Origin of the sequence: Pseudomonas sp. (assembly GCF_026224925.1) — a bacterium.
In the GTDB taxonomy this organism is placed as follows: Bacteria; Pseudomonadota; Gammaproteobacteria; order Pseudomonadales; family Pseudomonadaceae; genus Aquipseudomonas.
The window spans coordinates 1-24,772 of the sequence record NZ_JAMFRV010000639.1; the positions used below are offsets into that span (position 1 = coordinate 1).

Consider the following 24,772-nt stretch of genomic DNA (forward strand, 5'->3'; position numbering starts at 1 on the left):
CTCATGTTTTCCTGGCCGCCCGCGATGATGACGTCGGCGTCGCCACAGCGAATCGCCTGGGTCGCCAAGTGCAGTGCTTTCAAGCCTGAACCGCACACTTTATTCAGGGTCATGGCGGGAACGGCGAACGGCAGACCGGCCTTGATTGCTGATTGACGAGCAGGGTTTTGCCCAGCGCCAGCGGTCAGCACCTGGCCCAAGATTACTTCATCGACTTCGGCTGGATCGAGGCCGGTTTGTGCCAGCAATTGACGAATCACGGCAGCGCCCAAATCCACTGCGGAAATATTAGCTAAAGCACCTTGGAATGCACCGACTGCGGTACGGGTAGCAGCAACAATGACGACGTCTTGCATGGCAGGCTCCTCATAATTATTAAAATTCGCGCGGGGCTATGTTCGGTCGGCCCCTTTCGCTGCGGCGTTGGCTGTGACAAAGGCGCACATGTTGTCACATATCGCCGGGTTGGTTCCAACTGCGAACGGAATAGTCACCTAGTGGGTGTAGGCCAAACCCATGCGTCGATGCGCACGTTGAACCGAGCCATTGCGCATCGCCCAGCGCAATACCGGCGCGCTACGTTTGACACTGGCGCGAATCAAGCTGCGCTGCAGCGGGCTCTGATGCAGGTCAAACAGGCCGCTGGCCCAGACCGGCAACAACTCGATGCCTGCTTGCATCATCAACGCGCCAAAGGGTTTTGCCAGTCGACTCGGCGCGGGTGCATCGCGCAGCAGGCGCAGCACTTCGCGGCTGCGATCATCACACACCAACTGCGGGCGCATGCGTTCGAGGTAATCAGCCACCGCTTGGCGCGAGCGCGGTACGTCGCGGGCGCCGAGGCGTTCGGCAATGGTGGCGACTTCTGCGTAGTACGTGTCTTGGTCGGCTGTAGAAAGATCTGGATTGCGGTAGCGCAAATGAGCCCCCAGAAAACTGCTGACCTCGGCAACGTGTACCCACGTCAGCAAATCCGGATCACTGGCCGCATACGGGCGGCCATCAGGTGCGGTGCCGGTCACTTGCAGGTGAATGGTGCGAACCTTCTCTATCAGCCAGTTGGCGTCTTGGGTCGAGCCGAATGTAGTGCCGGCAATGAACTGCCCAGTGCGCCGCAAGCGCCCCATCATGTCCTGACGAAACGTCGAATGATCCCAGACCCCGGCCAGCGCCAGCGGGTGGAGCGCTTGCAGTAACAACGCACTGATCCCACCAATCAACATGCTGCTGAAATCGGCATGCACCTGCCAGCAAATCGCCTGGGGGCCAAACAAGCCGGGATCCCCCTTGGGATTTTCCAGGTCTAGTTGACCCAGCGACAATCCGGTCAGGCTCATGACTTGGGTTTCGATGCGGCTACGAATGAATTCCATGGGGTCTCGGCAGTTAACGGTTCAAACGTTTATCGATAAGTCCTTCGACCACACTCGGGTCGGCCAAGGTCGAAGTATCTCCCAGGCTGTCCAATTCGTTGCAGGCTATCTTGCGCAAAATTCGACGCATGATCTTACCCGAGCGGGTTTTCGGCAGCGCCGATGCCCATTGAATCAGTTCCGGTTTGGCGAAACTGCCAATTTCTTTGGTGACGTGCGCCAACAACTGTTTTTTCAACGCGTCGTCCGGTTCTACTCCGTTCATGGGCGTGACGAATGCATAAATGCCCATGCCTTTCACATCGTGGGGATAACCCACCACCGCAGCTTCAGCGATGCTGTCGTGCAGCAGCAGGGCGCTTTCAATTTCTGCGGTACCGATGCGGTGTCCGGACACATTGATCACATCGTCCACGCGACCAGTTATCCAGTAATCGCCATCTTCATCGCGACGTGCGCCGTCGCCGGTAAAATAGTAGCCGGGATAGGGCTTGAAATAGGTCTCGACCATGCGCTGCTGGTCGCCATAGATGCTGCGAATTTGCCCCGGCCAACTGGCCTTGATTGCTAGCAAGCCGCTGCCAGCGCCGCTGATTTCCTTGCCTTGCTCATCCAGCAGTACCGGTTGTACACCAAACATTGGACGTGTCGCGCAACCGGGTTTGAGCTGCCGGGCGCTGATCAGCGGCGTAAGCATGATGCCGCCGGTTTCGGTCTGCCACCACGTATCGATAATCGGGCAGCGTTCTTTTCCTACGTGATGGAAATACCATTCCCACGCTTCCGGATTGATCGGTTCGCCGACACTGCCCAGCACACGCAGGCTTTCTCGGGAGGTGCTCAGCAGCGGCATCGGCCCCTCGCGCATCAGTGCACGCAAGGCCGTGGGTGCTGTGTAGAAAATATTGACTTGATGCTTGTCGATGATTTGCCAAAAACGCGAAGCGTCCGGATAGCTCGGCACACCTTCAAAGATTAATGTCGTCGCGCCGTTAGCCAATGGGCCATAAACGATGTAGCTATGCCCTGTGACCCAGCCCACGTCGGCAGTGCACCAGAAGATTTCGCCCTCGCGATAGTCGAACACATGCTTGAAGGTCATCGCTGCTTGCAGCAAATAGCCGCCAGTGGTGTGCAGTACGCCCTTGGGTTTGCCAGTGCTGCCCGAGGTGTAGAGAATAAATAGAGGGTCTTCGGCGTCCATCGGCTCAGGAGGGCAGTCGTCGCTGGTGCCGTGCATGGCGTCGTGGTACCAGATATCCCGACCGGTCACCCAGTCGACGTCACCTTGAGTTCGTTCCACCACCAGCACGGTGTGCACGTCGGGGCAACTGTGCAGTGCGGTGTCGACGTTCTGTTTTAGCGCAATATATTTACCGCCGCGGACGCCTTCATCAGCGGTGATCACAACCCGGCAGTCCGCATCGAGAATACGGTCACGCAGCGAGTCCGGCGAAAACCCGCCGAACACCACTGAATGCACCGCGCCGATCCGCGCGCAGGCCAACATGGCATAGGCGGCTTCAGGAATCATCGGCATATAGATGCACACCCGATCACCTTTTTGCACGCCGCGGCTCTTGAGTACGTTGGCCAGACGGGCCACGTTGTTGTGCAGTTTTTTGTAGGTGATTTCAGCTGATTCGGAAGGGCTGTCGCCCTCCCAAACAATAGCGATCTGCTCGCCCCGACTTTCTAGATGGCGGTCGATGCAGTTATAGCTGACGTTTAATTCTGCGCCTTTGAACCAGCTAGCCTGCCCGGTTTTCAAATCCGACTGCTGCACCTGCTGCCAAGGTTTTGACCAATCGAGAAAGGCCTTAGCCTGTTCACCCCAGAACGCATCGGGATTTTCGACTGATTGTTGATACAGCCGCTGGTAGTCATCAGGGCTTAACTGCGCCGCTTTGCGCACGGCGTCGGCGATGGGGAATTTGCTGATATCGAACATGAACACTTCCTATTCTTGTTGACCCAACATTTCATCAGGGTGCGCTTTGGACGGAAGCGATTCAAGTGGATAGGTTCGGTGTTAGAAAGTTCAGGCAATAAAAAACCCGCCGGCTCTGACGAGGGGCGGGTTCGGCTAGACAGGCTTAGGATCAGCCGCGGTGACGACCACGGAAATAGTTGATCAGGCCCTGAGTGGATGCGTCATCAGCCGGCGCTTCCTCACTGCCGGTCAGGCGGTTGTAGACGCCTTTGCCCAGTTCCTTGCCCAATTCCACGCCCCATTGGTCAAAGGCATTGATGCCCCAAATGACGCTCTGGACGAAGACTTTGTGCTCGTACATCGCCACTAACGCACCTAGGCGGCGAGGGCTGATGCGTTCAACCACCAACGTATTGCTTGGACGGTTGCCCGGAATCACTTTGTGCGGCGCAAGTTTTTGCACCTCTTCTTCGTCCATGCCTTTGTCGCGCAACTCGGCTTCAGCTTCGTTGTGGGTCTTGCCCATCATCAACGCTTGGCTTTGCGACAGGCAGTTGGCGTACAACCATTGGTGGTGATCGGCGACCGGGTTGAAGCTGACAATCGGCACGATGAAGTCGGCCGGGATCATTTGGGTGCCTTGGTGCAGCAACTGGTGGTAAGCGTGTTGACCATTGCAACCGACGCCACCCCAGATCACCGGGCCCGTGTCGGTGGACACCGGCGTGCCGTCCTGACGGACGCTTTTGCCGTTGGATTCCATGTCCAGCTGTTGCAAGTGCTTGGTAATGTTGCGCAGGTAGTGGTCGTACGGCAGGATCGCGTGGCTTTTCGCGCCCCAGAAGTTGCCGTACCAAACACCGAGCAGGCCCAACAGCACTGGCATGTTCTGTTCGAAAGGTGCGCTTTGGAAATGCTGGTCCATGGAGGAGGCGCCGGACAACAGCTCCTTGAAGTTGGACATGCCGATGGCCAGAGCAATAGGCAAGCCAATGGCTGACCAGAGCGAGTAACGACCGCCAACCCAGTCCCACATCGGGAAGATGTTTTCTTCGCGGATACCAAAGGCAACCGCTGCCGCGTTGTTGCTGGAAACTGCGATGAAGTGGCGATACAGCTCAGCCTCTGAACCACCCTGCGCCAAGTACCAGGCGCGAGCAGCTTGGGCGTTTTTCAACGTTTCCAGCGTGTTAAACGACTTCGACGACACGATGAACAGCGTGGTCTCGGCGCGCAACTTCATCGTCAGCTCATGGAACTCACTGCCGTCGATGTTGGCCAAGTAATGGCAGCGAACGCCTTTTTGTGCGTAGGACAGTAGCGCTTCGGACACCAGTTCAGGGCCGAGGAACGAACCACCGATACCGATGTTCACGACATCAGTGATCGGTTTCTCGGTGTAGCCGCGCCATAGCCCATCATGGATACGGCCCACCAGATCAGTTATCTGGTTGAGCACTTTATGCACTTCAGGCATCACGTTGACGCCGTTGACCGACAACTTGTCGCCAACCGGGCGGCGCAGTGCGGTGTGCAACGCTGGACGACCTTCTGAAGCATTGACGATTTCGCCGTCGAACAGCGCTTTGATCGCGCCCTTCAGGTCGACTTCGTTGGCCAGGTTCACCAGCAGGTCGCGGGTCTCAGGGGTGATCAGGTTTTTCGAGTAATCGAGGAACAGCCCACAGCTACTAAGGGAGAACTCATTGAAGCGCTGGGGATCTGCGCTGAACGCTTCGCGCATGCTGAAATCCTGCATGGCTTCACGGTGTTGGGTCAGCGCCTGCCAGGCGGGTAGGGTGGTCACGTCGAGAGGAGTGCGGTAGTACGCCATCGCTGCGGATTTCCTTGAACTTGAACTGCCTTTTGGGCACTAAAAAAGCCCGGACGGTGTATGAAGAGTCGAAGCACGATCACTGTGCACATCCAGGCAGCCGAACACTAACCCCAGTCTGCTCGCCTGTCTGCGCCTTGTTTGACCTGTGGTCGGTACTTTTTCACACCTCCGTGGCGGGGCTTCCCAGTGGGTCGTTGTCTTTACGGTGTCGAACAGAAAATCAGGCTACCTGTACCGGTATGGCATTGCTGGTGTGGCTAAGTTCATTGCCGGGCGCCATATACAGCATCCGCGGTTTGAAATTGAGCAGCTCTGCTTCGTTGTAATGAGCATAGGCCGCGATGATGACACGATCACCCACTTTCGCTTTATGCGCAGCGGCGCCGTTGACTGAAATCATCCGTGAGCCTTCTTCACCACGAATAGCGTAGGTGGTGAAACGCTCGCCATTGTCGATGTTGTAGATCTGGATTTGTTCGTACTCGCGAATCCCGGCCAGGTCGAGCCATTCGCCGTCGATGGCGCAAGAGCCTTCGTAGTCGAGTACAGCATGGGTCACCTCGGCACGGTGCAGCTTGGCCTTGAGCATGATTGCGTGCATGTTTATTCCTTGGTCAGGTGCAGATTGTCGATCAAACGGGTAGTACCCTGGTACGCCGCGGCCATGATCACTAAGTCGTGATCAGCCGCTGTGGTGGGGAGCAGGGTGGTCGCGTTGCGAACTTCAAGATAGTCGAGGCGGAAATGTGCGGCCTCTATCAACTTCTGGCCTTCGGCACGTAAACGCTGCACATCGTGCTCGCCACGCTGAATACCGTCGGCGATGAACTTGATGGCGCGATACAGCGCTGGTGCGGCCGCACGCTGTTCGTCAGTCAGGTAAATGTTACGTGACGAGAGTGCTAGGCCATCAGCGGCGCGTACGGTCGGTTCACCAATGATCTGGATCGGCATGTTCAGGTCGCGAACCAGCGCACGAATGACTGCCAACTGCTGGAAGTCTTTTTGGCCAAACACTGCCAGGTCAGGCTGAACCATGTTGAACAGCTTACTGACGACGGTGGCCACGCCTTCGAAATGGCCGGGGCGACTGCCACCGCACAGCCCTTCAGATAGATGCGGGACACTGACTCGTGTTTGGTATTCCATGCCATGGGGATACATTTCATCCACCGAGGGCGTGAATAACAGGTGGCAACCAGCTTGCAGCAGGGCTTCCTGATCGGCAGGCAGCGTCCTCGGATAAGTGGCCAAGTCTTCGTTGGGGCCAAACTGCAGCGGGTTGACGAAGATGGTTGCTACGACGAAGTCAGTGCGTTGCGCAGCCTTGAGCACCAGTGCGGCATGGCCGCTGTGCAAGTTGCCCATGGTCGGCACCAGGCCGATGCGTTTGCCTTCGCTACGTGCCCGAGCGATGGCTGCGCGTAGTTCGCGGACAGTTTTTACTGTGTTCATGCCGAAAATCCGTGTTCAGTTGCAGGAAAACTCACGTCTTTGACCGCGGCGACATAAGCCTGCAGCGCCGACTGTATGTCCGGTTGGCCGGCCATGAAGTTCTTCACAAACTTGGGCACCCGTCCGGTAATGGAGAGGCCGAGCATGTCGTGCAGCACCAGTACTTGGCCGTCGGTTGCGCTGCCAGCGCCAATCCCGATCACCGGTACTTTGACCGCTTGGGTGATTTCTTGTGCCAGCTCGCTGGGTACGCACTCAAGCAGGATCATGGCTACGCCGGCTTGCTCGAGCGCGATGGCATCGGCGCGCATCTGACGCGCTTGTGCTTCAAGGCGACCCTGCACTTTATAGCCGCCGAGGATATTGACCGACTGCGGGGTCAAACCCATGTGCGCACACACCGGGATACCGCGCTCGGCCAGCAGCTTGATGGACTCGGCCAGCCAGGCCGCGCCCTCGACTTTGATCATGTGCGCGCCGGCTTGCATCAGTTGCGCACTGTTGGCAAAGGTTTGTTCGAGGGTGGCGTACGCCATAAACGGTAGGTCAGCGAGGATCAACGCGCCCTGGTTACCGCGTTTGACGCAGGCGACGTGGTAGGCCATCTCGGCATTGGTCACCGGCAGTGTGCTGTCGTGGCCCTGCAGGACCATGCCCAGCGAGTCGCCGATCAACAATATTTCGACACCGGCCTGGCTGACAGCGTGAGCAAAGGTCGCGTCATAGCAGGTCAGCATGGTGATTTTTTCACCTTTCTGCTTGAGGCTTTGCAGGGTCGTCAGGGTTATGTCTGGCATGAAGAAAATCCTCGTTCAGGCGCTGTGAAACTACTGCGAGCAACGCATGAGATCATCTGGAAAAACAGGCACACCGTCGTATGCGGTGTTTTGCAAAGGCCTGATTCGCGCCCTTTTGCCGAGTGATCGGCAGCGGGACGCCTATCTTCGTGATGAGGGGGCACGAAGTCAATTACAGGTGTTACCGTTTGAGTATCTGTTACCGCAGGTGGGCCTTGCGCGGTAACTGTCCACTACGTTGAAACTGGGGTTTTACAGGCGTTCGAGGCCAACGAAAGGGCAGTCTTCCAGGAGTTGATCAAGGGCGCGGCCATCGGCCAGTTGCAAGTGCGGAGCCAGTTCCGCCAAGGGGTACAGGACAAAGGCACGGGCTTGCAGGTGATAGTGCGGCACTTTAAGCCGGGGCTCATCGATCAGTCGGTCGCCGAACAGCACGATGTCCAGGTCCAGTGTTCTAGGCCCCCAGCGCTCATGGCGTTCGCGCCCCTGATCCAGTTCGATGGCTTGTAGCGCATCAAGCAACGCAAGGGGCTCGAGATCGGTATTCAGGGCGGCCACAGCGTTGGTATAGCGGGGTTGGCCCGGTAGTAGCGAGTCACTGGCGTAAAAAGACGAAACGCCTACCCATTCGGATGACGCCAATTGCGCCAGTGCTTTAAGGGCATTGCGCAATTGTTCGGCCGGGTCAGCCAGATTGCTGCCCAGTCCGATATAGACACGCTCCATGGTCAGTCGCCTGAGGTCATCGGTGCGTCGCTGGCATTGTGTTTACGTTTGCTGCTGCTACGACGGCGTTTGCGCGGGGCTGCACCGGTAGCGTCGGACTTGTTGCCCAAATCGCGAATCATGTTGCGGCGAACGCTTTCGTTGCCTTCCTGATAATCGGTCCACCAATCGCCAAGGCCATCGGTTTCCTCGCCCGCGATTTCGCGCAGCAACAGGAAGTCGTAGCCAGCGCGGAAACGTGGGTTATCGAGCAGCAGGTCGGCGCGCTTTCCGGTACGGCGCGGCAAACGCTCCTGCATATCCCATATTTCGCGAATTGGCATGGTGAAACGTTTTGGAATCGCGATACGTTGGCATTGCTCGACGATCAACTCGTGCGCGGCTTCTTGCATGGCCGGAATCGGCGGCATGCCGCGTTCCTGCAAGCGAAGCACCTTAACGGGCAGGGCAGGCCACAGCATGGCGGCGAACAAAAAGGCTGGGGTGACCGGCTTGTTCTGCGAAATGCGCAGGTCGGTATTGGCCAGTGCTTCGCTGATCAGCGTATGGGTGTACGTAGGGTTCATTTCCAGCGACTTAGCGCTGGCCGGGAATAACGGCTCGAACAGTTCGAGATCAACCAACATCTCAAACGTGGGTTCGGCGTAACCGGATAAAAACAGTTTCAGGACTTCTTCGAACAAGCGTGCGGAAGGAATATCCCGCAGCATCGGCGCCAACTGCCGAATCGGCGTGGCACTGTGTTTTTCGATACCGAAATCCAGCTTCGCAGCGAAACGCACCGCGCGCAGCATACGCACAGGGTCTTCTTTATAGCGCTGCTCAGGGTCACCTATCAGGCGAATTAAGCGATTGCGGATGTCGTGTACGCCGTTGGCGTAGTCGAGAACGCGTTCGGTCACCGGATCGTAATACAGCGCGTTGATCGTGAAATCGCGACGTTGGGCGTCTTCTTCAAGGGTGCCGTATACGTTGTCGCGCAGGATCCGTCCGCTTTCGTTGCGTGAAGACTGGTTGCTGTCTTCCTCTTCATCGTCTTGCGGATGATTGGCGCGAAAGGTCGCAACCTCAATGATTTCCCGGCCGAAATGAACGTGGACCAGTTTGAAGCGCCTACCGATCACTCGGGCATTGCGAAATTCTGCGCGCACTTGTTCCGGCGTAGCGCTGGTGGCGACGTCGAAATCCTTGGGCGTGATGTTCAGCATCATGTCACGCACACAGCCGCCGACCAGATAGGCCTGATAGCCAGCGGTTTGCAGGCGCTCGACAATGTTGACCGCGTAACGACTGAATTGGCCGCGTTGCAGCGAATGTTGGCTGCTGGTAAGCACTTCAGGCGTGCTGCGTATGTGTTGCGTTTGTTGCGGCCGACGCAACGGCGAGCGGACTGACTGGAACAGCTTTTTCAGCATGGGATGCACTGTTTGGAGGAATATTCGGCCAAAAATAAGAATGACCGCATGATGGGCGGGGATTCTAGCATTTAGTCGGGGGATGGTGTAGGAAGCTGCGCATAGCGGCTGTCTGAGCGGGTTTCAGGTGTTTAGGGCGGGGGATGACAGAAGCTACTGGGGGAGCCGAAGCTCCCCCAAAGTGTTTGCGCTTTATTTTTATTATGGTGTCGGGCTTTTTGTTTTTGTTAAGTGCCCAATCCACAGGCTTTCACCTGCGAAACCTCCCAATCGGGAGTCAAGAGCAAACGGATTGCTTTGGTCGCTGCGTTGCAATGATCATTCGATCCAACCAGTTCAGGCGCTACCTTAGGGTAGTTTTTATAGTTCTCAGCCTGGTCGTGGGGCAAGCCCCAAATACAACTCCTCTCCAAAAGAATCAGTTAGCTGCGCCTCCGCCGTCTTGTTTTTATTATGCGTGAGTCGATTCGTCTTATTTTTATTATGGTGTCTTCAATGCTTTTTATTGTTCTTGTACTAGAGATATAGCAGGACCTGTGCCAACTTTTGAAATCCCTTTAAAACCGGGGGCTGGAGCAAGATCGAGGTTTTTGATGGGCATAAAAAAGCCGGGCTTTCGTTACCTTAAGACCCGGCTTTTGTTACGCAATAGAAGTGAGGTAACAGTTGCTCCACGCGTGGAGCAGCGCGGGCCAGAGCCTCGCGCAGTTTTGTTACCTCAGCTTTCGCTGGCTACGCTGGTTTTGCGCCGCGGGATGCCCAAGCGCTGGCGACGTTCCCACAGACATTTACGGCTGACCCCAAGTTTGCGAGCCAATTCGGTCTCGGTCATGTGGTCCTGGTGCTCTAGTACGAAGTGCTGGAAATAGTCTTCCAGCGATAAATCTTCGGTGGGCTCATGGCTGGTTGAGCTGTTCGAACCTTGCTGCGGACCCAGACCGATGAAGTCCTCGTCATCAAGATCGCTCAGCTCTATATCGATGCCCAACAGCTCGGCAGAGATTTCCGGGCTTTCGCACAGAATCACCGAGCGCTCGATAGCGTTTTCCAGTTCGCGAACGTTACCTGGCCAGGTGTAATGACGAATCGCTTGCTCAGCGTCGGGTGCGAATTTCAAGTCAGTACGACCAACCTTCGCGCTTTGCCGGGCCAAAAACGAGTGGGCGATTTCAAGCACGTCAGCACCGCGCTCACGCAACGCCGGTAATTTCAGTGCAATAACATGCAGGCGGTAATACAAGTCTTCACGGAATTGGCCGACTTTAGCCAGGCTCTTGAGGTCCCGGTGAGTCGCAGCGATCAAGCGTACATCGACCTTTTGCGATTGCACCGAACCCACACGGCGAATTTCACCTTCTTGAAGCACTCGCAGCAAGCGTGCCTGCGCTTCGAGCGGTAACTCACCGATCTCGTCCAGGAACAGCGTGCCGCCGTCTGCCGCTTCAACCAAACCAGCACGACCTGCGCTGGCGCCGGTGAATGCTCCTTTCTCGTGACCGAACAATTCGGACTCGATGAGGGATTCTGGGATCGCGGCGCAGTTCACCGAAATCATCGGCGCTTTGGCGCGTTTGGACAGGTTGTGCAAGGCGCGGGCAACCAACTCTTTGCCGGTGCCGGATTCGCCTTGGATCAATACATTGGAATCGGTTGGAGCGACTTTGCGAATCTTGACGTAAAGATCCTGCATCGGAGGGCATGAGCCAATGATGCCGATCTCGCCATTGCTGTTATTAACGACGCCTTTATCAGAGACGCTGGGAGGTCTTGCCGCAGCAGCGCTGTGTTCGGCTTGCAGGCTTTGGATCGATTGTCGGTCACGCAGAATGCGCGCGACGGCCTGGAGCATTTCGTCGTGGTCGAATGGCTTGGCGATGTAATCCACCGCGCCCATTTTCATCGAGTCCACGGCAGAACGCAGGCTGGCGTAGCTGGTCATGATCAGGACAGGTTTGCCCTGACCCAGTTTGATCAGCTCAGTGCCCGGAGCGCCAGGCAGGCGCAGGTCACTGACGATCAAATCAAACGAGGCAATGCTGAAACGTTCCTGTGCTTCCTGCACTGAACCTGCTTCGCTGACCTGGTACTGATTACGTTCCAGTAGGCGTCGCAGGGCCGAGCGGATAATTGTTTCGTCTTCGACGATCAGAATGTGAGGCATGTGATTCGATACTCTCGACGGTCTCAGTTCACAGCGGACGTCGCTTCGACATGACGCGGCAATGTCACCCGAATACGGGTGCCGCGTTGATGCTCGGGGTCGGCCGGGCTGTCGATGGTGATTTGTCCATAATGCTCTTCAACGATTGAATAGACCAGTGCGAGGCCCAGTCCGGTACCTTCGCCAGGATCTTTAGTCGTGAAGAACGGCTCGAACAATCGGTCCATGATTGATTTTGGAATCCCACTGCCTTCGTCTTCTACGATCAGATCGACAGTGTGTTCCGATACTTCGGTTTTTACTCGCACTGCGCTGCCCGATGGCGAAGCGTCGCGTGCGTTGGTGAGCAGGTTTATCAGGACCTGCGCCAATCTTTGAGGGTCTCCATCCACCCAATGCTCAGGGTTGCAGAGATTGTAGAATTGCACCTCGTAATTGCGTCGATTCAGCGCCAATAAACCGATGGCATCTTGGGCCACTTCGGCCAGGCATACCGCTTCGTCGGAATGTTGGTGGCTGCCGGCATGCGCGAAGCTCATCAGCGACTGCACGATGCGTGAAACGCGTTTTGTCTGCTCAAGAATCTGACTGCTGATTTCGGTTAGCTCGCCATCGTCCTCGCGCTCTTCGCGCAGGTTTTGCGCCAGGCAGGCGATGCCGGTGATGGGGTTGCCGATTTCGTGGGCAACGCCCGCAGCCAAACGCCCAATGCTGGCGAGGCGCTCGGAGTGCACCAGCTTGTCTTCGAGCATTTGCGTTTCGGTCAGGTCTTCTACCAGCAACACCAAACCGCTGTTCCCCGGCGCGAGCGGTTCATCAATTGCAGCTTTGTGCAGGTTCAGCCAGCGCGTCTGTCCATCCAGCCCCAGACGTTGTTTGTGCAGGTGTTCATCCGGCAAGTTGATAAAACCTTGAAGCAATTCTCTCCACGGATCCGCAATAGTTTCCAGGCGAGAGCCGACCACCCGTTGCGCCCCGATGCCGGTCAGCTCTTCCATGGCCTTGTTCCACATCAGAATCTCTTGATCCTTGGCCAGCGAGCACACGCCCATGGGCAATTCTTGCAAGGTTTGGCGGTGATAGCGGCGCAAGGCATCAAGTTCGGCGGCGAGGCCGGTCAGCCGTGAGTGGTAATCCTCAAGGCGGCTTTCAATGAAGTGGATGTCTTCGGTGACGTAGTTTTCGCTGCCGGATTTGTAGGGCAGAAACGTTTCAACCATGTCCTGAGCGACGCTCGGTCCCATCAGGCCGGAGAGGTTGGCTTCGATGCGGTCACGTAAGCGACGCAACGCGTAAGGCCTGCGCTCATCAAAAGGCAGGTAAAGGTCGCGCAGCGCCTGTTCGACTTCTTTTTGAGCGGCTTTGGCGCCCAAGGGCTTGGCTAATTGCGTGGCGAACTCCTGAGGCGATGCCGCGTGCAACTCTCTTCGCTGCGGGCGTCGCACGTTATCCACCGCGCAGGCTTCGGCAGCGCTGGCTTCTTCCGGGCTGCCATTAGTGAACAGCGAAATCAAGGTGAAGATCAGGACGTTGGCCGCCAGCGAGGCAATCGCCGCCATATGCCAACTGTTTTCGTCGATCACGTAGAGCTTGTTCAGCAGTGGGACGTAGACATCTTGGAAGCCGCCGATCAACGGCAACAACATCGTCACCATCCAGACCGTGATCCCGGCCAATAGCCCGGCAATGAAACCTCGCCGGTTGGCGGTTGGCCAATACAGTACCGACAGCACGCCTGGTAGAAACTGCAGGGTAGCGACGAAGGCCACGATGCCCAAGGTTGCCAAGTCTCGCTGCTTGCCCAGTAATAAATAGAACCCGTAGCCGGCCATGATGATTGCGACGATCAGCCCGCGACGGGTCCACTTTAGCCAGCGGTATATATTGCCTTCCGCAGGTGGCTGATACAGCGGCAATACCAGGTGATTGAGGGCCATTCCTGACAGGGCCAGGGTGGTGACGATGATCAGTCCACTCGCCGCTGACAAACCGCCGACATACGCCAGTAGAGCCAGTGCTTTGTTATTGGCGGCCATGCCGACGCCCAGGGTGAAATACTCCGGGCTGGTTTGGGCGCCGAGCTTGAGCCCTGCCCACAGAATCAGTGGCACGGCGAGGCTGATAAGTAACAGAAACAGTGGTAAACCCCAGCTGGCGCTAACCAGCGAGCGCGGGTTTAGATTTTCGGTAAAGGTCATGTGGTACATGTGCGGCATGACGATGGCCGAGGCAAAGAACACCAACAGCAGAGTGCGCCACGGCCCTTCTTGCAGCGGTGTATGGAGGGCCGCGAGGGCCGCCTGGTTTTGCAGCAGCCATTGTTCCAGCTGCGTTGGGCCGTCGAACACGCCGTACAGGGCGTACAAACCAACGCCGCCCATCGCCACCAGTTTGATGACCGATTCAAAGGCGATGGCGAACACCAGACCCTCATGCTTCTCGCGCGTTGCGATGTGCCGCGAACCGAAAAAGATGGTGAACAGTGTGATCAAGGCGCAAAAAGCCAGCGCGACCCGATTTTGCACTGGTTCGTGAGTCAGAATGCCGATTGAGTCGGCCACGGACTGGATTTGTAATGCCAGCAATGGCAGTACACCGATCAGCATGAAGATAGTGGTCAGTGCGCCGGCCCAGGTGCTGCGAAACCTGAAGGCAAACAAGTCCGCCAATGAAGACAGCTGGTAAGTGCGAGTAATTTTAAGGATCGGGTAGAGCAGCACTGGCGCCAGCAAAAAAGCGCCGGACACGCCCAGATAACTGGATAGAAAGCCGTATCCGTATTGGTACGCCAGGCCCACCGTGCCATAAAAAGCCCAAGCGCTGGCGTATACCCCAAGGGACAGGGTGTAGGTCAGTGGGTGACGGATGATCCAGCGCGGAATCAGGCCACGCTCACTGATCCAGGCGACGCCGAACAGCATCAACAAATAGGTGGCGCTGATCAAGATCATCTGGGTCAGGCTAAAGGTCATCGGCATCACGTTGACTCTGCAAAATAAAGGTCACGACGATCAGAATCAGCCAGAGCAAATACGGGCGATACCACGCGCCTGTCGCGTCAATCCACCAGTCCATGATGGCTGGAGAAAACAGGTATATCCCTACCACCAGGAGCAGGACCAATCGATAGATATACATGTTGGCCTCACTAAAAAGGTCGGGCGATGGTACTGGATGGTAGCGAAGCTGCAAGTGGCGTTTCAGTCGTCATAGGCGCTTGACCATGCCGAAGGCTCTAACTCAGCTTAATTCGGCCTCTTCCAGATGCCGAATACGGGGTATCAAGTGAGCATTCCAGTGCTTTATTCCCCATGCCAATACCTCCTGAGGGCTAGCGTATCGAAGTCCATCGTCCGTTGTTTGACCCAAGGCACGCAATGCGCGCAGGAGTAACGGAGTTGCTTGATCGCTGGGCAACGGCGGCGAGCGGTACGATTTACCCAATTTATTACCGTCGGGCTGGGTGATCAGGGGTACGTGCAAATATCGCGGTTGGGGCAACCCAAGTAGCTCTTGCAGGTAGAGCTGCCGGGGCGTGGAGTCGAGCAAGTCGGCGCCCCGGACAATATCGGTGATGCCTTGCCAGGCATCATCGATCACCACCGCCAGTTGATATGCGTAGAGACCGTCACGGCGACGGATCACGAAGTCGCCCACGTCGCGGCCCAAATGTTGGGCGTACATGCCCTGGGCCCGGTCTACAAAGCGATACTCCAGCTCCGGCACGCGGATGCGTATGGCTGAGTTTTGCGGGTCGTGTCCTGCGTTGCGGCACTGGCCGGGGTAAATCCCGTTGAATGCTTGCAGTTGCTTGCGCGAGCAGGTGCAGGCATACGCCAGCCCCTGACTGACCCATCGGTTGGCTACCTGAGCATAAGCTTCGTGCCGATGGCTCTGGTTGATCACTTCGCCGTCCCACTCGAAGGCATAGCTCTCCAGTGTGCGCAAAATCGCGCCCTGTGCGCCGGCCACTTCGCGGGGCGGGTCGAGGTCTTCCATGCGCATTAGCCATTGTCCGCCTACGGCACGCGCGTCGAGGTACGACGCCAAGGCCGCGACCAGTGAGCCAAAGTGCAGGTAACCGCTGGGGGTTGGCGCAAAGCGCCCGATGTACGAGGGGGAATTCATGGCGTGATGGTACTGGAACAGCGCGATAGCGATCTATAGGGATAAGACCGCCAAAAACAACAAAGGGCGCCGAAGCGCCCCTTGTGGCTGGTCATTTACCAACCTGTCTTTCCTTGATTTCAGCCAAGGTTTTACAATCGATACACAGGTCGGCGGTAGGGCGTGCTTCCAGTCGGCGGATGCCAATCTCTACGCCGCAGGACTCGCACCAGCCATATTCTTCGTCTTTGATCAGGCCCAGCGTCTTGTCGATCTTTTTGATCAGTTTGCGTTCACGGTCACGTGCCCGTAACTCCAGGTTGAACTCTTCTTCCTGGCTTGCACGGTCTGCAGGGTCAGGGAAATTTGCCGCCTCGTCCTTCATGTGGTCTACGGTCCGATCAACCTCGACCATCAACTGCTGCTTCCACTTATTGAGGATACCAATGAAGTGGGAGCGCATAGGCTCGCTCATGTACTCCTCGCCCTTACTGATTGTGTAAGGTTCGAAGTCACGAACTTGCGGACTGTTTTGCTGCTTTTCTTGGGTGGGCATGAATGGACCGCCTCTCGCTTTTCTATCCATTGCGCAGGATTGTTCCTTCACCGACACCTGCCGGCCCTGCGGCTGCAAGCGGGCGAACTTACCAGATCAAATCAGAGTGCGCTACTCCCCGTTGACGAGCGCACTGTCACCTTTTTGTCTTTCAACGCCGTGACGCTTGAGTGTGCTTCAAAAAAACCTTTGCAAAAATTGATTTTAGTACCGGCCGGCCGACTCGTTCTGTTTTTTTAGCGCCGAAAATGGTTATCAGGCACTCCTGTTATAAACAGGACTGTAAGGCTGCCGGTTGGGTAGAATCAGTTGATCAATAATTGGACTCTCCCATTAAAGGAAGATTCATGGCTCACCTCTACAGTGCGCGAAGCCGCGCCATCGAACCCTTTCACGTCATGGCCTTATTGGCGCGAGCGAACGAATTGCAGGCGGCAGGCCATGATGTCATCCACCTTGAAATTGGTGAGCCTGACTTCACCACTGCCGAGCCCATCATTGCCGCAGGCCAGGCTGCTTTGGCTGCAGGCAAGACCCGTTACACCGCGGCCCGTGGGTTGCCGCAATTGCGCGAAGCCATCGCCGGGTTCTACGCCCAGCGCTATAACGTGACGATTGATGCAAAACGAATTCTGGTCACCCCCGGTGGCTCTGGGGCCTTGTTGTTGGCGACGAGCCTGTTGGTCGATCCCGGTAAACATTGGTTGTTGGCTGATCCAGGGTATCCCTGCAATCGACATTTTTTACGTCTTGTCGAAGGTGCTGCACAGTTGGTGCCAGTCGGCCCGGACGTACGTTATCAATTGACGCCTGATCTGGTGGCCCGGCATTGGGATAAAGACAGCGTTGGTGCATTGGTTGCCTCGCCTGCCAATCCGACGGGCACGATGTTGACCCGCGAGGAGTTAGCCGCGTTGTCAGCTGCGGTAAAAACGCGCCACGGGCATTTGGTGGTCGATGAGATCTACCACGGCTTGACCTATGGTTGTGACGCATCCAGCGTGCTGGAAGTCGATGACGACGCCTTTGTGCTCAACAGTTTCTCCAAATATTTCGGGATGACTGGCTGGCGGCTGGGCTGGCTGGTTGCTCCAGAAGATGCGGTGGCAGACCTGGAGAAACTTGCGCAAAACCTCTATATCAGTGCGCCGAGCATGGCTCAGTACGCCGCGCTCGCCTGTTTTGAGCCGCAAACCCTGGAGATTCTCGAAGAACGGCGCGCCGAGTTTGGTCGGCGCCGAGATTTTCTGTTGCCTGCCTTGCGCGAGTTAGGCTTCGGTATTGCTGTCGAGCCTGAGGGGGCGTTTTACCTTTACGCAGACATCAGCGCCTTCGGTGGTGATGCATTCGCATTCTGCCAGCATTTTCTTGAGGTAGAACACGTCGCTATTACGCCGGGCCTGGATTTCGGTCGCTTTCAGGCGGGCCACCATGTTCGATTTGCGTATACCCAGAGCTTGCCTAGGTTGCAGGAAGCCGTTGCACGAATTGCCCATGGTTTACGGAGTTGGCAAGGCTGATGCGTTTCTCTCCCGAGCTTGAACACGGTCGTTTGTTGGTTCGCTATAAGCGCTTCCTCGCTGACATCGAGACTGACAGCGGTGAGAAACTCACCATCCACTGTCCGAACACCGGCTCAATGTTTAACTGCATGGCCCCTGGTGGCCGAGTATGGTTCAGCCGCTCCAATGATCCAAAACGTAAACTGCCTGGCACTTGGGAAATTGCCGAAACGCCGCAAGGGCGATTGGCCTGTGTTAATACCGGGCGAGCGAATAATCTGGTCGAAGAAGCCTTGCGCACCGGTGTGATCACCGAACTAAACGGTTTTACCGCGCTCAAGCGGGAAGTGGCGTACGGACAAGAAAACAGTCGGGTGGACTTTCGTCTGGACTATCCGAGCGGGCCGGCGTTCGTGGAAGTCAAAAGTGTCACCTTGGGATTTGACGGCTCGCCGATTGCGGCATTTCCTGATTCAGTCACCCAGCGTGGTGCACGCCACTTGCGTGAATTGGCAGTCCTGGCGCGGGAGGGGACCCGTGCGGTGCTGGTGTATTGCGTGAACCTGACCGGAATCGAAGCGGTGCGTCCCGCCGAGGAGATTGATCCGCTGTATGCCGCGGCACTGCGTGAGGCGGTATCGGCAGGGGTTGAAGTGTTGGCCTACGGTGTGCAACTGACGCCGCAAGAGGTCCGTATTGATCGTCGGCTCGAGGTGCATTTGGCCGCCATCAACCCTATTCCTCTGCGGGTGGGGTGATCCAGATTCCGCTTGAGTCTTCGCGACAGCTGATCGCACCCAGTGACTCTCCTGCGCAAGGCCCCGCCACACATTCACCGCTCTCGATGAGAAACAGTGCGCCATGGGTGGCGCACTGGATCAGGCTGGCGCTGACGTCGAGAAACTGATCCGTCTTCCATTCAAGCGGCACTCCTCGGTGTGGGCAGCGATTGCGGTAGACGAATACCTGTCCTTCTCGGCGCACGGCTACCAGCTTCAGCCCGTCAATCTCAAAGCCTCGGCTGTGTGCTTCAGTCAGGTGCTCTGCGTCGCAGAGAAATTTCATGCGCGGTTCCCATAGGATGGCCAATGCCGTGCAGTGTCGCAGGTCCCGATGCGTGACGCTGCTTCGCCCGTTATCACGCCCTGCGCAACCCGTCCGTATTTACCTACTACACTGTGCCGGCCAACGCGCCGTGCCAGCAGTAATCTAGAATGAAATAGGACGTGCTACGGGTTAATGTTGTCGTTTGCGGTTATTGATGTGTTCGAATGCATTCATCTGGCAACATGATGTCGGTCTCACGGCCATTCTACCGCTAAGGGATGTACCCGCTTTATTAACCCATCTTGAACATGTGGACATAGGCATGATTCGCGATTTGAAAAGTGGGGAAAAGCTGACGGCGCAACAGTTGGCTGAACGTCTGGCACAAGCGCCCAGAGTGTTGGTCGGCGAGCAGCACAATAATCCGGATCACCACGCGCTAGAACTTTGGATCATGCAGGTTTTGGTTGACCGGCGCCCACAAGGCAGCTTGTTTTTGGAAATGCTCAACCCAAGCCAGCAATCAAACGTCGAAAAAGTCAAAGCTGCCTACACGTTAACTGACCCTGCAGATATTCCGGCAGCTTTGGGTTGGCAGGAAGACTGGGACTGGGCTTTATATGGACCTGTCGTCCGCTACGCCCTCGGGCAGCCTTATCCCTTATTGTCGGCAAATCTGGCTGGCGATGAAATTGCGGCGAATCGGCGTATGGCTCAGCAACTGCTCGCGGCGCCAGCTCCTGCGCTTTTATTCGCGGGTGCGCATCATGTACGCAAGGATGTTGGCGTACCGCTGCACCTTCTCGATCTGGATGCGCAAGACACAACTGTCGTATTGATGTTGGCCGAAGTGGGGACGCACGTGACGTCGGTTACTGCCGATTATGTGTGGTACACCGCTGCCTCAAGGAAGGACCACGGCTTCCATTGGCGTAATCAATCTCCGTAATTCTTTTCGTTGGGATACGTCTTGCAATTATGTAGTCCCGTTCCCTATTCGAGGATCGATCAAGTTCGAAGCCTTCGCCTCGTTTATTGTCTTGGCCGTCACCAAGGGGCCGAGCCATATGGAACACATGACTGCACAGGAAGAGCAATTGGCTCTTCAGATGATTGAGCTGCTGGACTTGACCTCGCTCAATACTGATGACGACGAAGAGCGCGTCATAGCCCTTTGCCGAAGGGCGGTTACTCCCGTGGGCTTCGTGGCATCGGTGTGTGTCTATCCGCAATTTGTCCAGCTGGCGCGCCGTACTCTGGGTGCTCTGCATGCCGAAGGTGTGCGTATTTCCGCGGTCGCCAATTATCCCCACGGCAGGTCGAGCCTGCAGTCGGCAGTTTATGAAACCCGCGCTGCTTTAGCCTCGGGTGCAGATGAAGTCAGCCTGGTTTACCCCTACCGCACGCAACTCACCGGCAATAAACAGGATGCAACTGATCTCGTGGAAGCCTGTCGGGCGACCTGCGGGAGCCGAGCGATTTTGAAAGTCATTCTTGAAACCGGCGAACTGAAAGATCCACAAATCATCCGCAGCGTGTGCATGGACATGGTCAACCTAGGGGTCGACTTTATCGAAACCAGTACCGGCAAGCTGAGCGTCAATGCCACCCCGCAAGCGGCACGAATCATTCTGGAGGTGATTGCTGAAGCGGGCGGGCAGGGAGGTTTTAAAGCGACCGGCGGTATTCGAACGTTTGAAGAGGCAAAGGTCTATCTCGACTTGGCGAGAGCCCGCTTCGGCCCGCATTGGGTTAACGTCAATCGTGTAAGGTTGGGCGCCTCAAGTCTGCTCGATGACGTGCTCACTCGCTTGGGGATCCTGGCGCCAGGACGTTGATAGGCTTTCGATCAGTTTTCTACAGGCAAAAAAAGACCCGGCAAAACTGCCGGGTCAAATAACCGTGATTAGCCTGATGAGGAGATAATTTGAGATCCCGAACCAATGGTCTTTCAAATCATCGACTGGCCTCGCGACCAGATGTGCGAATCATAACAATTCTCATTTGTATGTCAACACCATCAGCGCAGCTATTTTCATTGAGCGGACCTGACCTCCTGGTCGGGTGCTTTTGGTCGGGGGGAGAGCGCCTCCAACTGATCGTTCAGCGCCTCTTTGCGCTCGGCCGGTATATCGCTCCAATGAATGTCTAAAAGCGCACCTTCAATGGCATAGAGCAAAACTTTGGACGCGCGGAAGCCTCGAGTGCGCACCGCCCTGTAGGCATCCACCGCGCCTAGGCGACGTAAGTCGGAGGCACTGTGGATGCCCACGGCATGCAGCCACTGCGCGGACGTCTTACCAAGATTTTTCAGGTGTTGCAGTTCGTCGTTCATCCTGCCTCCTTGCTATGGCTGAGCACTGCACTGCGTTTGCTGTATTTGCAAATCTGAAAAGAAGAGTGTAGCGGGGAGTGGAAAAAGCGCTTAGTGAGCTACTTAGCTGCTCGTCGGCCGGGCGGTGCGGGGATATCGGTGCGGCGATTACCGGCTTGCTTTACTTTGTTTTTCGATCAGGTGCTAACGGCCGTCCCCGCACGATAGCGCGCGCGGGTAGAACTGATGCTTCAAGCGTAAAAAATCATTTGGTTCTGTAGCGCAGACGGGTACCAAAATTGACCGACATGAGGATTTCATCAGCGGTCAGTTCTACCGGAAAAAAGGCCCCGGAGATTTGCGCGTGCCCCAGACTGGCGCCCTCCATTGCGGTATGACGCAAATCCAGCCCGCGCAAATCCGCTGCACGGAAATACGCATCGGTGAAGTCGACATCGGTGGCGTCCAGTTGACGCAAGTCCAGCCCGCGAAAATCGCCGCCAGCCATATCGACCGTGCCTTTACGGGGTTTCTGTAAATTGAAACCTTCGACGTCTTCGTTGTGCAGCATCAGATAAAGCGGCGAATCGAGCTGCTTGGGTTGGCTCATGGTCGTCTCCTGTTAGATTTATGGCGCCATTATAGTGCCACTATTTTTGAGCCGTGAAGCGTTAACCGCCGCACGGTTCGAAAAATCTTTTAGAGGCCGGGCAAGCGCTGACGAATATGGGCTACGAGGCCATCCAGATCGCTGCTGTTGTTGGTTTCAACGCGCTTGCTGCGCAAAATTTCATCGGCTGCCAGCGGTTCCCGATTGGCCTGCTGGGCTTCGATGATTTCCATGGTGGCATCGGATGGATCGTTGTTTTGTGCCTGGCGTTGTGCCAGCCAGCCGGCAATCACAGCGTGTGGTGCGTCGCAATCGAGAATAAGGAACGGCGTCCCCGTAGCTTCTGCAGCCTTGGCGGCAGCGTCGCGTTGCTCACGCTTCAAATACGTTGCATCGATGACCACTGGGAAACCTGCGCGTAACACGCTGTCTGCCAACTGGTGCAAACGGGCATAGGTTGCCGTACTGGCATCGGCGCCGTACAAAGTGCCTATTTCACTGTTGTTGGCGAACAGGCGCTTGCGCTCGACATCCGAACGTAGGCGGATAGCGCCTAACGCTTCCACCAAGCGCATCGCCACGTGGCTTTTGCCCACGGCCGAAACGCCGTGTGTAATGACCAGAAAGCGTGATGGGATAGCGCTGTAGCTTTCCGCCAGATTGGCATAGTTGCGGTACTGACGCAGGGTCGTGGCGCGTTGCACCGCGTCGGCATCTGCGGACAGGCTAAACAATGCAACTTTTGCACGCACCAGAGCTCGGTATGCTTTATAGAAGTTTAGTAGCTCCAGACCCTGGTAATCGCCGGTCAGCTCCAGGTATTGGCTGATAAGGCGGCGGGACAAGGATTTCAAACCGCGGTCTTCGAGGTCCATCGCGAGAAAGCCGATGTCGGCATAGACGTCAGTGAAGCGGAACGGCTCATTGAATTCGATGCAGTCGAAAATCACTACGTTGCCGTCGATCAATGTGGCGTTACCCAAGTGGATATCGCCATGGCATTCACGAATAAAGCCTTCGGCCTTGCGCTGGGAGAGCAAGCCTTTAAGGCGCTCGAAGCTGCTCTGCGCCCAGGCTTGGAGTGCTTCGAGTTGTTGCAGGTCAGCTTTGTCGCTGATCAACGCACGAATTTGCTCAAAGTTTTGCAGGACCGGCGCCATTACTGATTCTGGTGTGCCTTGCGCATGTTCTGACGGAACATGCGGGGCGCTCAGGTGAAACTCGGCAATTTGTGTGGCCATTGCATCGATATGCGCGGTGGTCAGTTCGCCGTTGGCTTGCAGCGTGCTGAGCAGTTGGCTTTGTGGGAACTGGCGCATCTTCAATGCGTACTCAATCACCTCGCCCTCACCGCCCAGCATTGGAGCGTCCGGGCTCCCCGTGATTGGCAGGACTTCCAGATAGAGATCGTTTGTCAGACGTTGATTCAAACGCAGCTCTTCACCGCAGAAGTGCTGGCGTGACGACAACGTAGTGAAGTCGAGGAAACCAAAATTCACCGGCTTTTTGAATTTGTACGCGTAAGGGCCGGTCAACAGGACCCAGGAGATATGCGTTTCTATAACCTGAAAACGCTCGACCGGGTGCGGGAATAAGGTCGGGTTTTGTAGGGCTGCAATCAGAGATTGGCTCACAGACGATCCTTTAAAAGATTAAAAATTCTGGCTGCCATTATGGCGACTCATAGCTGCGCTGCAAACCGCTAGAAGGGTGCCTGTCGGTCATCAATAAAGTGCGTATAATCCGCCGCCATGACTCGTACCCGCACTCCTCGTACCCCCCCAAAACGTCCCGCTGGCGGTCTTCGCCCTTGGTTAGGCTGGGCCATTAAGCTCAGTTTGGTCGGCCTGGTCGTGCTCGCCGGCTTCGCGATCTACCTTGACGCAATCGTTCAGGAAAAATTTTCCGGCAAGCGCTGGACCATTCCGGCCAAGGTTTACGCGCGCCCGCTGGAGCTGTTCGTCGGGCAAAAGCTTTCTCAGGTCGATTTTCTGACAGAACTCGACGCGCTGGGCTATCGCCGTGAAGCGGTGGCCAATGGCCCAGGTGCGGCAGCGGTAAGCGGTACCACAGTCGACCTCAATACGCGTGGTTTCCAGTTCTACGAAGGCACTGATCCGGCACAACAGGTTCGCGTACGTTTTGCCGGTAACACGGTGGCTGCCTTGTCGGCGCCCAACGGCTCGAAGTTGTCAGTGGCTCGGCTTGAGCCGTTGATGATCGGTGGGTTGTACCCGAAAAACCTTGAAGATCGCATTTTGATCAAGCTGGATCAGGCGCCGCCTTATCTGCTCGATACGCTGGTGACGGTCGAAGACCGGGATTTTTATCACCATTTCGGTGTGTCGCCCAAGTCCATTGCCCGTGCGTTCTGGGTCAACGCCTCTGCCGGGCAGATGCGCCAGGGCGGTAGTACGCTGACGCAACAATTGGTCAAAAACTTCTACCTGACCAACGAGCGCAGCCTTAGCCGTAAGCTGACCGAAGCAATGATGTCCGTACTGCTGGAGATTCATTACAGCAAGCAGGAAATTCTCGAGGCATACCTCAACGAAGTTTTCCTCGGTCAGGACGGTCAGCGTGCGGTGCACGGTTTCGGCCTCGCCAGCCAGTATTTTTTCAGCCAGCCGTTGTCTGAACTCAAGTTGCACCAGGTGGCGCTATTGGTCGGCATGGTCAAAGGCCCGTCCTACTATAATCCGCGTCGTTACCCCGACCGTGCTTTGGAGCGGCGCAATCTGGTGCTCGATCTTCTGGAGCAGCAGGGCGTGGCGACTGCCGACGTGGTAGCCGCCGCGAAGAAAATGCCGTTGGGTGTCAGCAAAATGGGCAGCCTGGCTGACAGCTCATTCCCGGACTTCCTCGATTTGGTCAAGCGACAGCTACGTCAAGATTACCGAGACGAAGATTTGACCGAAGAGGGTCTGCGCATTTTCACC

Annotated in this window: 23 protein-coding genes; 5 read left to right on the forward strand and 18 right to left on the reverse strand. The window is 56.4% G+C overall.

Features of this window, described 5'->3' with window-relative positions:
- From M0974_RS26510 to dksA, 14 genes are all read right to left on the reverse strand, one after another.
- A partial coding sequence (locus M0974_RS26510) for a beta-ketoacyl synthase N-terminal-like domain-containing protein (protein ID WP_297844124.1) occupies window positions 1-356 on the reverse strand: 356 nt, incomplete at its 3' end.
- A gap of 138 nt (window positions 357-494) precedes the next feature.
- On the reverse strand, window positions 495-1,373 hold the full coding sequence (locus M0974_RS26515; protein ID WP_297844126.1) for an oxygenase MpaB family protein: 879 nt from the start codon (window positions 1,371-1,373) through the stop codon (window positions 495-497).
- Window positions 1,374-1,386: 13 nt separating this feature from the next.
- Window positions 1,387-3,324, reverse strand: a complete 1,938-nt coding sequence (gene acs, locus M0974_RS26520) for an acetate--CoA ligase (RefSeq protein ID WP_297844129.1) — start codon at window positions 3,322-3,324, stop codon at window positions 1,387-1,389.
- A gap of 151 nt (window positions 3,325-3,475) precedes the next feature.
- Window positions 3,476-5,140 carry a glucose-6-phosphate isomerase gene (gene pgi / locus M0974_RS26525; protein ID WP_297844132.1) on the reverse strand — a complete coding sequence of 555 codons (1,665 nt, stop codon included), beginning with the start codon at window positions 5,138-5,140 and terminating at the stop codon, window positions 3,476-3,478.
- A gap of 223 nt (window positions 5,141-5,363) precedes the next feature.
- The gene (panD, locus tag M0974_RS26530; protein ID WP_297844135.1) at window positions 5,364-5,744 is read right to left on the reverse strand and encodes an aspartate 1-decarboxylase; all 381 of its coding nucleotides are present in this window, start codon (window positions 5,742-5,744) and stop codon (window positions 5,364-5,366) included.
- Between the two features lie 2 nt (window positions 5,745-5,746).
- Window positions 5,747-6,598, reverse strand: coding sequence for a pantoate--beta-alanine ligase (panC, locus tag M0974_RS26535; RefSeq protein ID WP_297844137.1), 852 nt, complete (start codon window positions 6,596-6,598; stop codon window positions 5,747-5,749).
- Entirely contained in the window at window positions 6,595-7,395 is an 801-nt protein-coding gene (gene panB / locus M0974_RS26540; protein ID WP_297844140.1) for a 3-methyl-2-oxobutanoate hydroxymethyltransferase, read from the reverse strand. The genes panC and panB overlap by 4 nt, the downstream gene beginning before the upstream one ends.
- Before the next feature lie 252 nt (window positions 7,396-7,647).
- Window positions 7,648-8,121, reverse strand: a complete 474-nt coding sequence (folK, locus tag M0974_RS26545) for a 2-amino-4-hydroxy-6-hydroxymethyldihydropteridine diphosphokinase (RefSeq protein ID WP_297844143.1) — start codon at window positions 8,119-8,121, stop codon at window positions 7,648-7,650.
- A gap of 2 nt (window positions 8,122-8,123) precedes the next feature.
- Window positions 8,124-9,536 (reverse strand): polynucleotide adenylyltransferase PcnB, encoded by a 1,413-nt coding sequence (locus M0974_RS26550; protein ID WP_297844145.1) that lies wholly within the window; start codon window positions 9,534-9,536, stop codon window positions 8,124-8,126.
- Window positions 9,537-10,254: 718 nt separating this feature from the next.
- A complete protein-coding gene (locus tag M0974_RS26555) occupies window positions 10,255-11,697 on the reverse strand; it encodes a sigma-54 dependent transcriptional regulator (protein ID WP_297844148.1) in 1,443 nt (480 codons plus the stop codon).
- 23 nt (window positions 11,698-11,720) lie between these two features.
- On the reverse strand, window positions 11,721-14,675 hold the full coding sequence (locus M0974_RS26560; protein ID WP_297844150.1) for a sensor histidine kinase: 2,955 nt from the start codon (window positions 14,673-14,675) through the stop codon (window positions 11,721-11,723).
- On the reverse strand, window positions 14,659-14,835 hold the full coding sequence (locus M0974_RS26565; RefSeq protein ID WP_297844152.1) for a hypothetical protein: 177 nt from the start codon (window positions 14,833-14,835) through the stop codon (window positions 14,659-14,661). Before M0974_RS26565 ends, M0974_RS26560 begins: the two co-directional genes overlap by 17 nt.
- 102 nt (window positions 14,836-14,937) lie before the next feature.
- Window positions 14,938-15,825, reverse strand: coding sequence for a tRNA glutamyl-Q(34) synthetase GluQRS (gluQRS, locus tag M0974_RS26570; RefSeq protein WP_297844155.1), 888 nt, complete (start codon window positions 15,823-15,825; stop codon window positions 14,938-14,940).
- A gap of 91 nt (window positions 15,826-15,916) precedes the next feature.
- Window positions 15,917-16,360, reverse strand: a complete 444-nt coding sequence (gene dksA, locus M0974_RS26575; RefSeq protein ID WP_297844157.1) for an RNA polymerase-binding protein DksA — start codon at window positions 16,358-16,360, stop codon at window positions 15,917-15,919.
- A gap of 347 nt (window positions 16,361-16,707) precedes the next feature.
- On the opposite strand from dksA, the gene M0974_RS26580 reads away from it, so the two are divergent.
- A complete protein-coding gene (locus M0974_RS26580; protein WP_297844159.1) occupies window positions 16,708-17,880 on the forward strand; it encodes a pyridoxal phosphate-dependent aminotransferase in 1,173 nt (390 codons plus the stop codon).
- Complete coding sequence (sfsA, locus tag M0974_RS26585) at window positions 17,880-18,620, forward strand: DNA/RNA nuclease SfsA (RefSeq protein ID WP_297844161.1); 741 nt, start codon at window positions 17,880-17,882, stop codon at window positions 18,618-18,620. The genes M0974_RS26580 and sfsA overlap by 1 nt, the downstream gene beginning before the upstream one ends.
- On the opposite strand, the gene M0974_RS26590 is transcribed toward sfsA, so the two are convergent.
- The gene (locus tag M0974_RS26590) at window positions 18,598-18,927 is read right to left on the reverse strand and encodes a Rieske 2Fe-2S domain-containing protein (RefSeq protein ID WP_297844163.1); all 330 of its coding nucleotides are present in this window, start codon (window positions 18,925-18,927) and stop codon (window positions 18,598-18,600) included. The two genes, sfsA and M0974_RS26590, sit on opposite strands and share 23 nt — an antisense overlap.
- Before the next feature lie 244 nt (window positions 18,928-19,171).
- On the opposite strand from M0974_RS26590, the gene M0974_RS26595 reads away from it, so the two are divergent.
- Complete coding sequence (locus M0974_RS26595) at window positions 19,172-19,858, forward strand: ChaN family lipoprotein (RefSeq protein WP_297844175.1); 687 nt, start codon at window positions 19,172-19,174, stop codon at window positions 19,856-19,858.
- 118 nt (window positions 19,859-19,976) lie between these two features.
- Complete coding sequence (deoC, locus tag M0974_RS26600) at window positions 19,977-20,747, forward strand: deoxyribose-phosphate aldolase (RefSeq protein WP_297844165.1); 771 nt, start codon at window positions 19,977-19,979, stop codon at window positions 20,745-20,747.
- A 197-nt stretch (window positions 20,748-20,944) separates the two neighbouring features.
- On the opposite strand, the gene M0974_RS26605 is transcribed toward deoC, so the two are convergent.
- The 3 genes from M0974_RS26605 to M0974_RS26615 all read right to left on the reverse strand — a co-directional run bounded on the left by M0974_RS26605 (window position 20,945) and on the right by M0974_RS26615 (window position 23,467).
- Window positions 20,945-21,244, reverse strand: a complete 300-nt coding sequence (locus M0974_RS26605; RefSeq protein ID WP_297844167.1) for a TfoX/Sxy family protein — start codon at window positions 21,242-21,244, stop codon at window positions 20,945-20,947.
- Window positions 21,245-21,488: 244 nt separating this feature from the next.
- Window positions 21,489-21,833, reverse strand: a complete 345-nt coding sequence (locus M0974_RS26610) for a pentapeptide repeat-containing protein (RefSeq protein ID WP_297844169.1) — start codon at window positions 21,831-21,833, stop codon at window positions 21,489-21,491.
- 89 nt (window positions 21,834-21,922) lie between these two features.
- Window positions 21,923-23,467, reverse strand: coding sequence for a bifunctional aminoglycoside phosphotransferase/ATP-binding protein (locus M0974_RS26615; protein ID WP_297844171.1), 1,545 nt, complete (start codon window positions 23,465-23,467; stop codon window positions 21,923-21,925).
- Between the two features lie 117 nt (window positions 23,468-23,584).
- Between M0974_RS26615 and M0974_RS26620 the strand changes: the two genes are divergently transcribed.
- The coding region (locus M0974_RS26620; protein WP_297844173.1) for a transglycosylase domain-containing protein at window positions 23,585-24,772 on the forward strand (1,188 nt) is incomplete at its 3' end.

Coding starts and splice junctions, on each gene's coding strand:
- M0974_RS26515 (WP_297844126.1), bottom strand. CDS start 1,373: ATGGAATTCATTCGTAGCCGCATCGAAACCCAAGTCATGAGCCTGACC.
- acs (WP_297844129.1), bottom strand. CDS start 3,324: ATGTTCGATATCAGCAAATTCCCCATCGCCGACGCCGTGCGCAAAGCG.
- pgi (WP_297844132.1), bottom strand. CDS start 5,140: ATGGCGTACTACCGCACTCCTCTCGACGTGACCACCCTACCCGCCTGG.
- panD (WP_297844135.1), bottom strand. CDS start 5,744: ATGCACGCAATCATGCTCAAGGCCAAGCTGCACCGTGCCGAGGTGACC.
- panC (WP_297844137.1), bottom strand. CDS start 6,598: ATGAACACAGTAAAAACTGTCCGCGAACTACGCGCAGCCATCGCTCGG.
- panB (WP_297844140.1), bottom strand. CDS start 7,395: ATGCCAGACATAACCCTGACGACCCTGCAAAGCCTCAAGCAGAAAGGT.
- folK (WP_297844143.1), bottom strand. CDS start 8,121: ATGGAGCGTGTCTATATCGGACTGGGCAGCAATCTGGCTGACCCGGCC.
- M0974_RS26550 (WP_297844145.1), bottom strand. CDS start 9,536: ATGCTGAAAAAGCTGTTCCAGTCAGTCCGCTCGCCGTTGCGTCGGCCG.
- M0974_RS26555 (WP_297844148.1), bottom strand. CDS start 11,697: ATGCCTCACATTCTGATCGTCGAAGACGAAACAATTATCCGCTCGGCC.
- M0974_RS26560 (WP_297844150.1), bottom strand. CDS start 14,675: ATGCCGATGACCTTTAGCCTGACCCAGATGATCTTGATCAGCGCCACC.
- M0974_RS26565 (WP_297844152.1), bottom strand. CDS start 14,835: ATGTATATCTATCGATTGGTCCTGCTCCTGGTGGTAGGGATATACCTG.
- gluQRS (WP_297844155.1), bottom strand. CDS start 15,825: ATGAATTCCCCCTCGTACATCGGGCGCTTTGCGCCAACCCCCAGCGGT.
- dksA (WP_297844157.1), bottom strand. CDS start 16,360: ATGCCCACCCAAGAAAAGCAGCAAAACAGTCCGCAAGTTCGTGACTTC.
- M0974_RS26580 (WP_297844159.1), top strand. CDS start 16,708: ATGGCTCACCTCTACAGTGCGCGAAGCCGCGCCATCGAACCCTTTCAC.
- sfsA (WP_297844161.1), top strand. CDS start 17,880: ATGCGTTTCTCTCCCGAGCTTGAACACGGTCGTTTGTTGGTTCGCTAT.
- M0974_RS26590 (WP_297844163.1), bottom strand. CDS start 18,927: ATGAAATTTCTCTGCGACGCAGAGCACCTGACTGAAGCACACAGCCGA.
- deoC (WP_297844165.1), top strand. CDS start 19,977: ATGGAACACATGACTGCACAGGAAGAGCAATTGGCTCTTCAGATGATT.
- M0974_RS26605 (WP_297844167.1), bottom strand. CDS start 21,244: ATGAACGACGAACTGCAACACCTGAAAAATCTTGGTAAGACGTCCGCG.
- M0974_RS26610 (WP_297844169.1), bottom strand. CDS start 21,833: ATGAGCCAACCCAAGCAGCTCGATTCGCCGCTTTATCTGATGCTGCAC.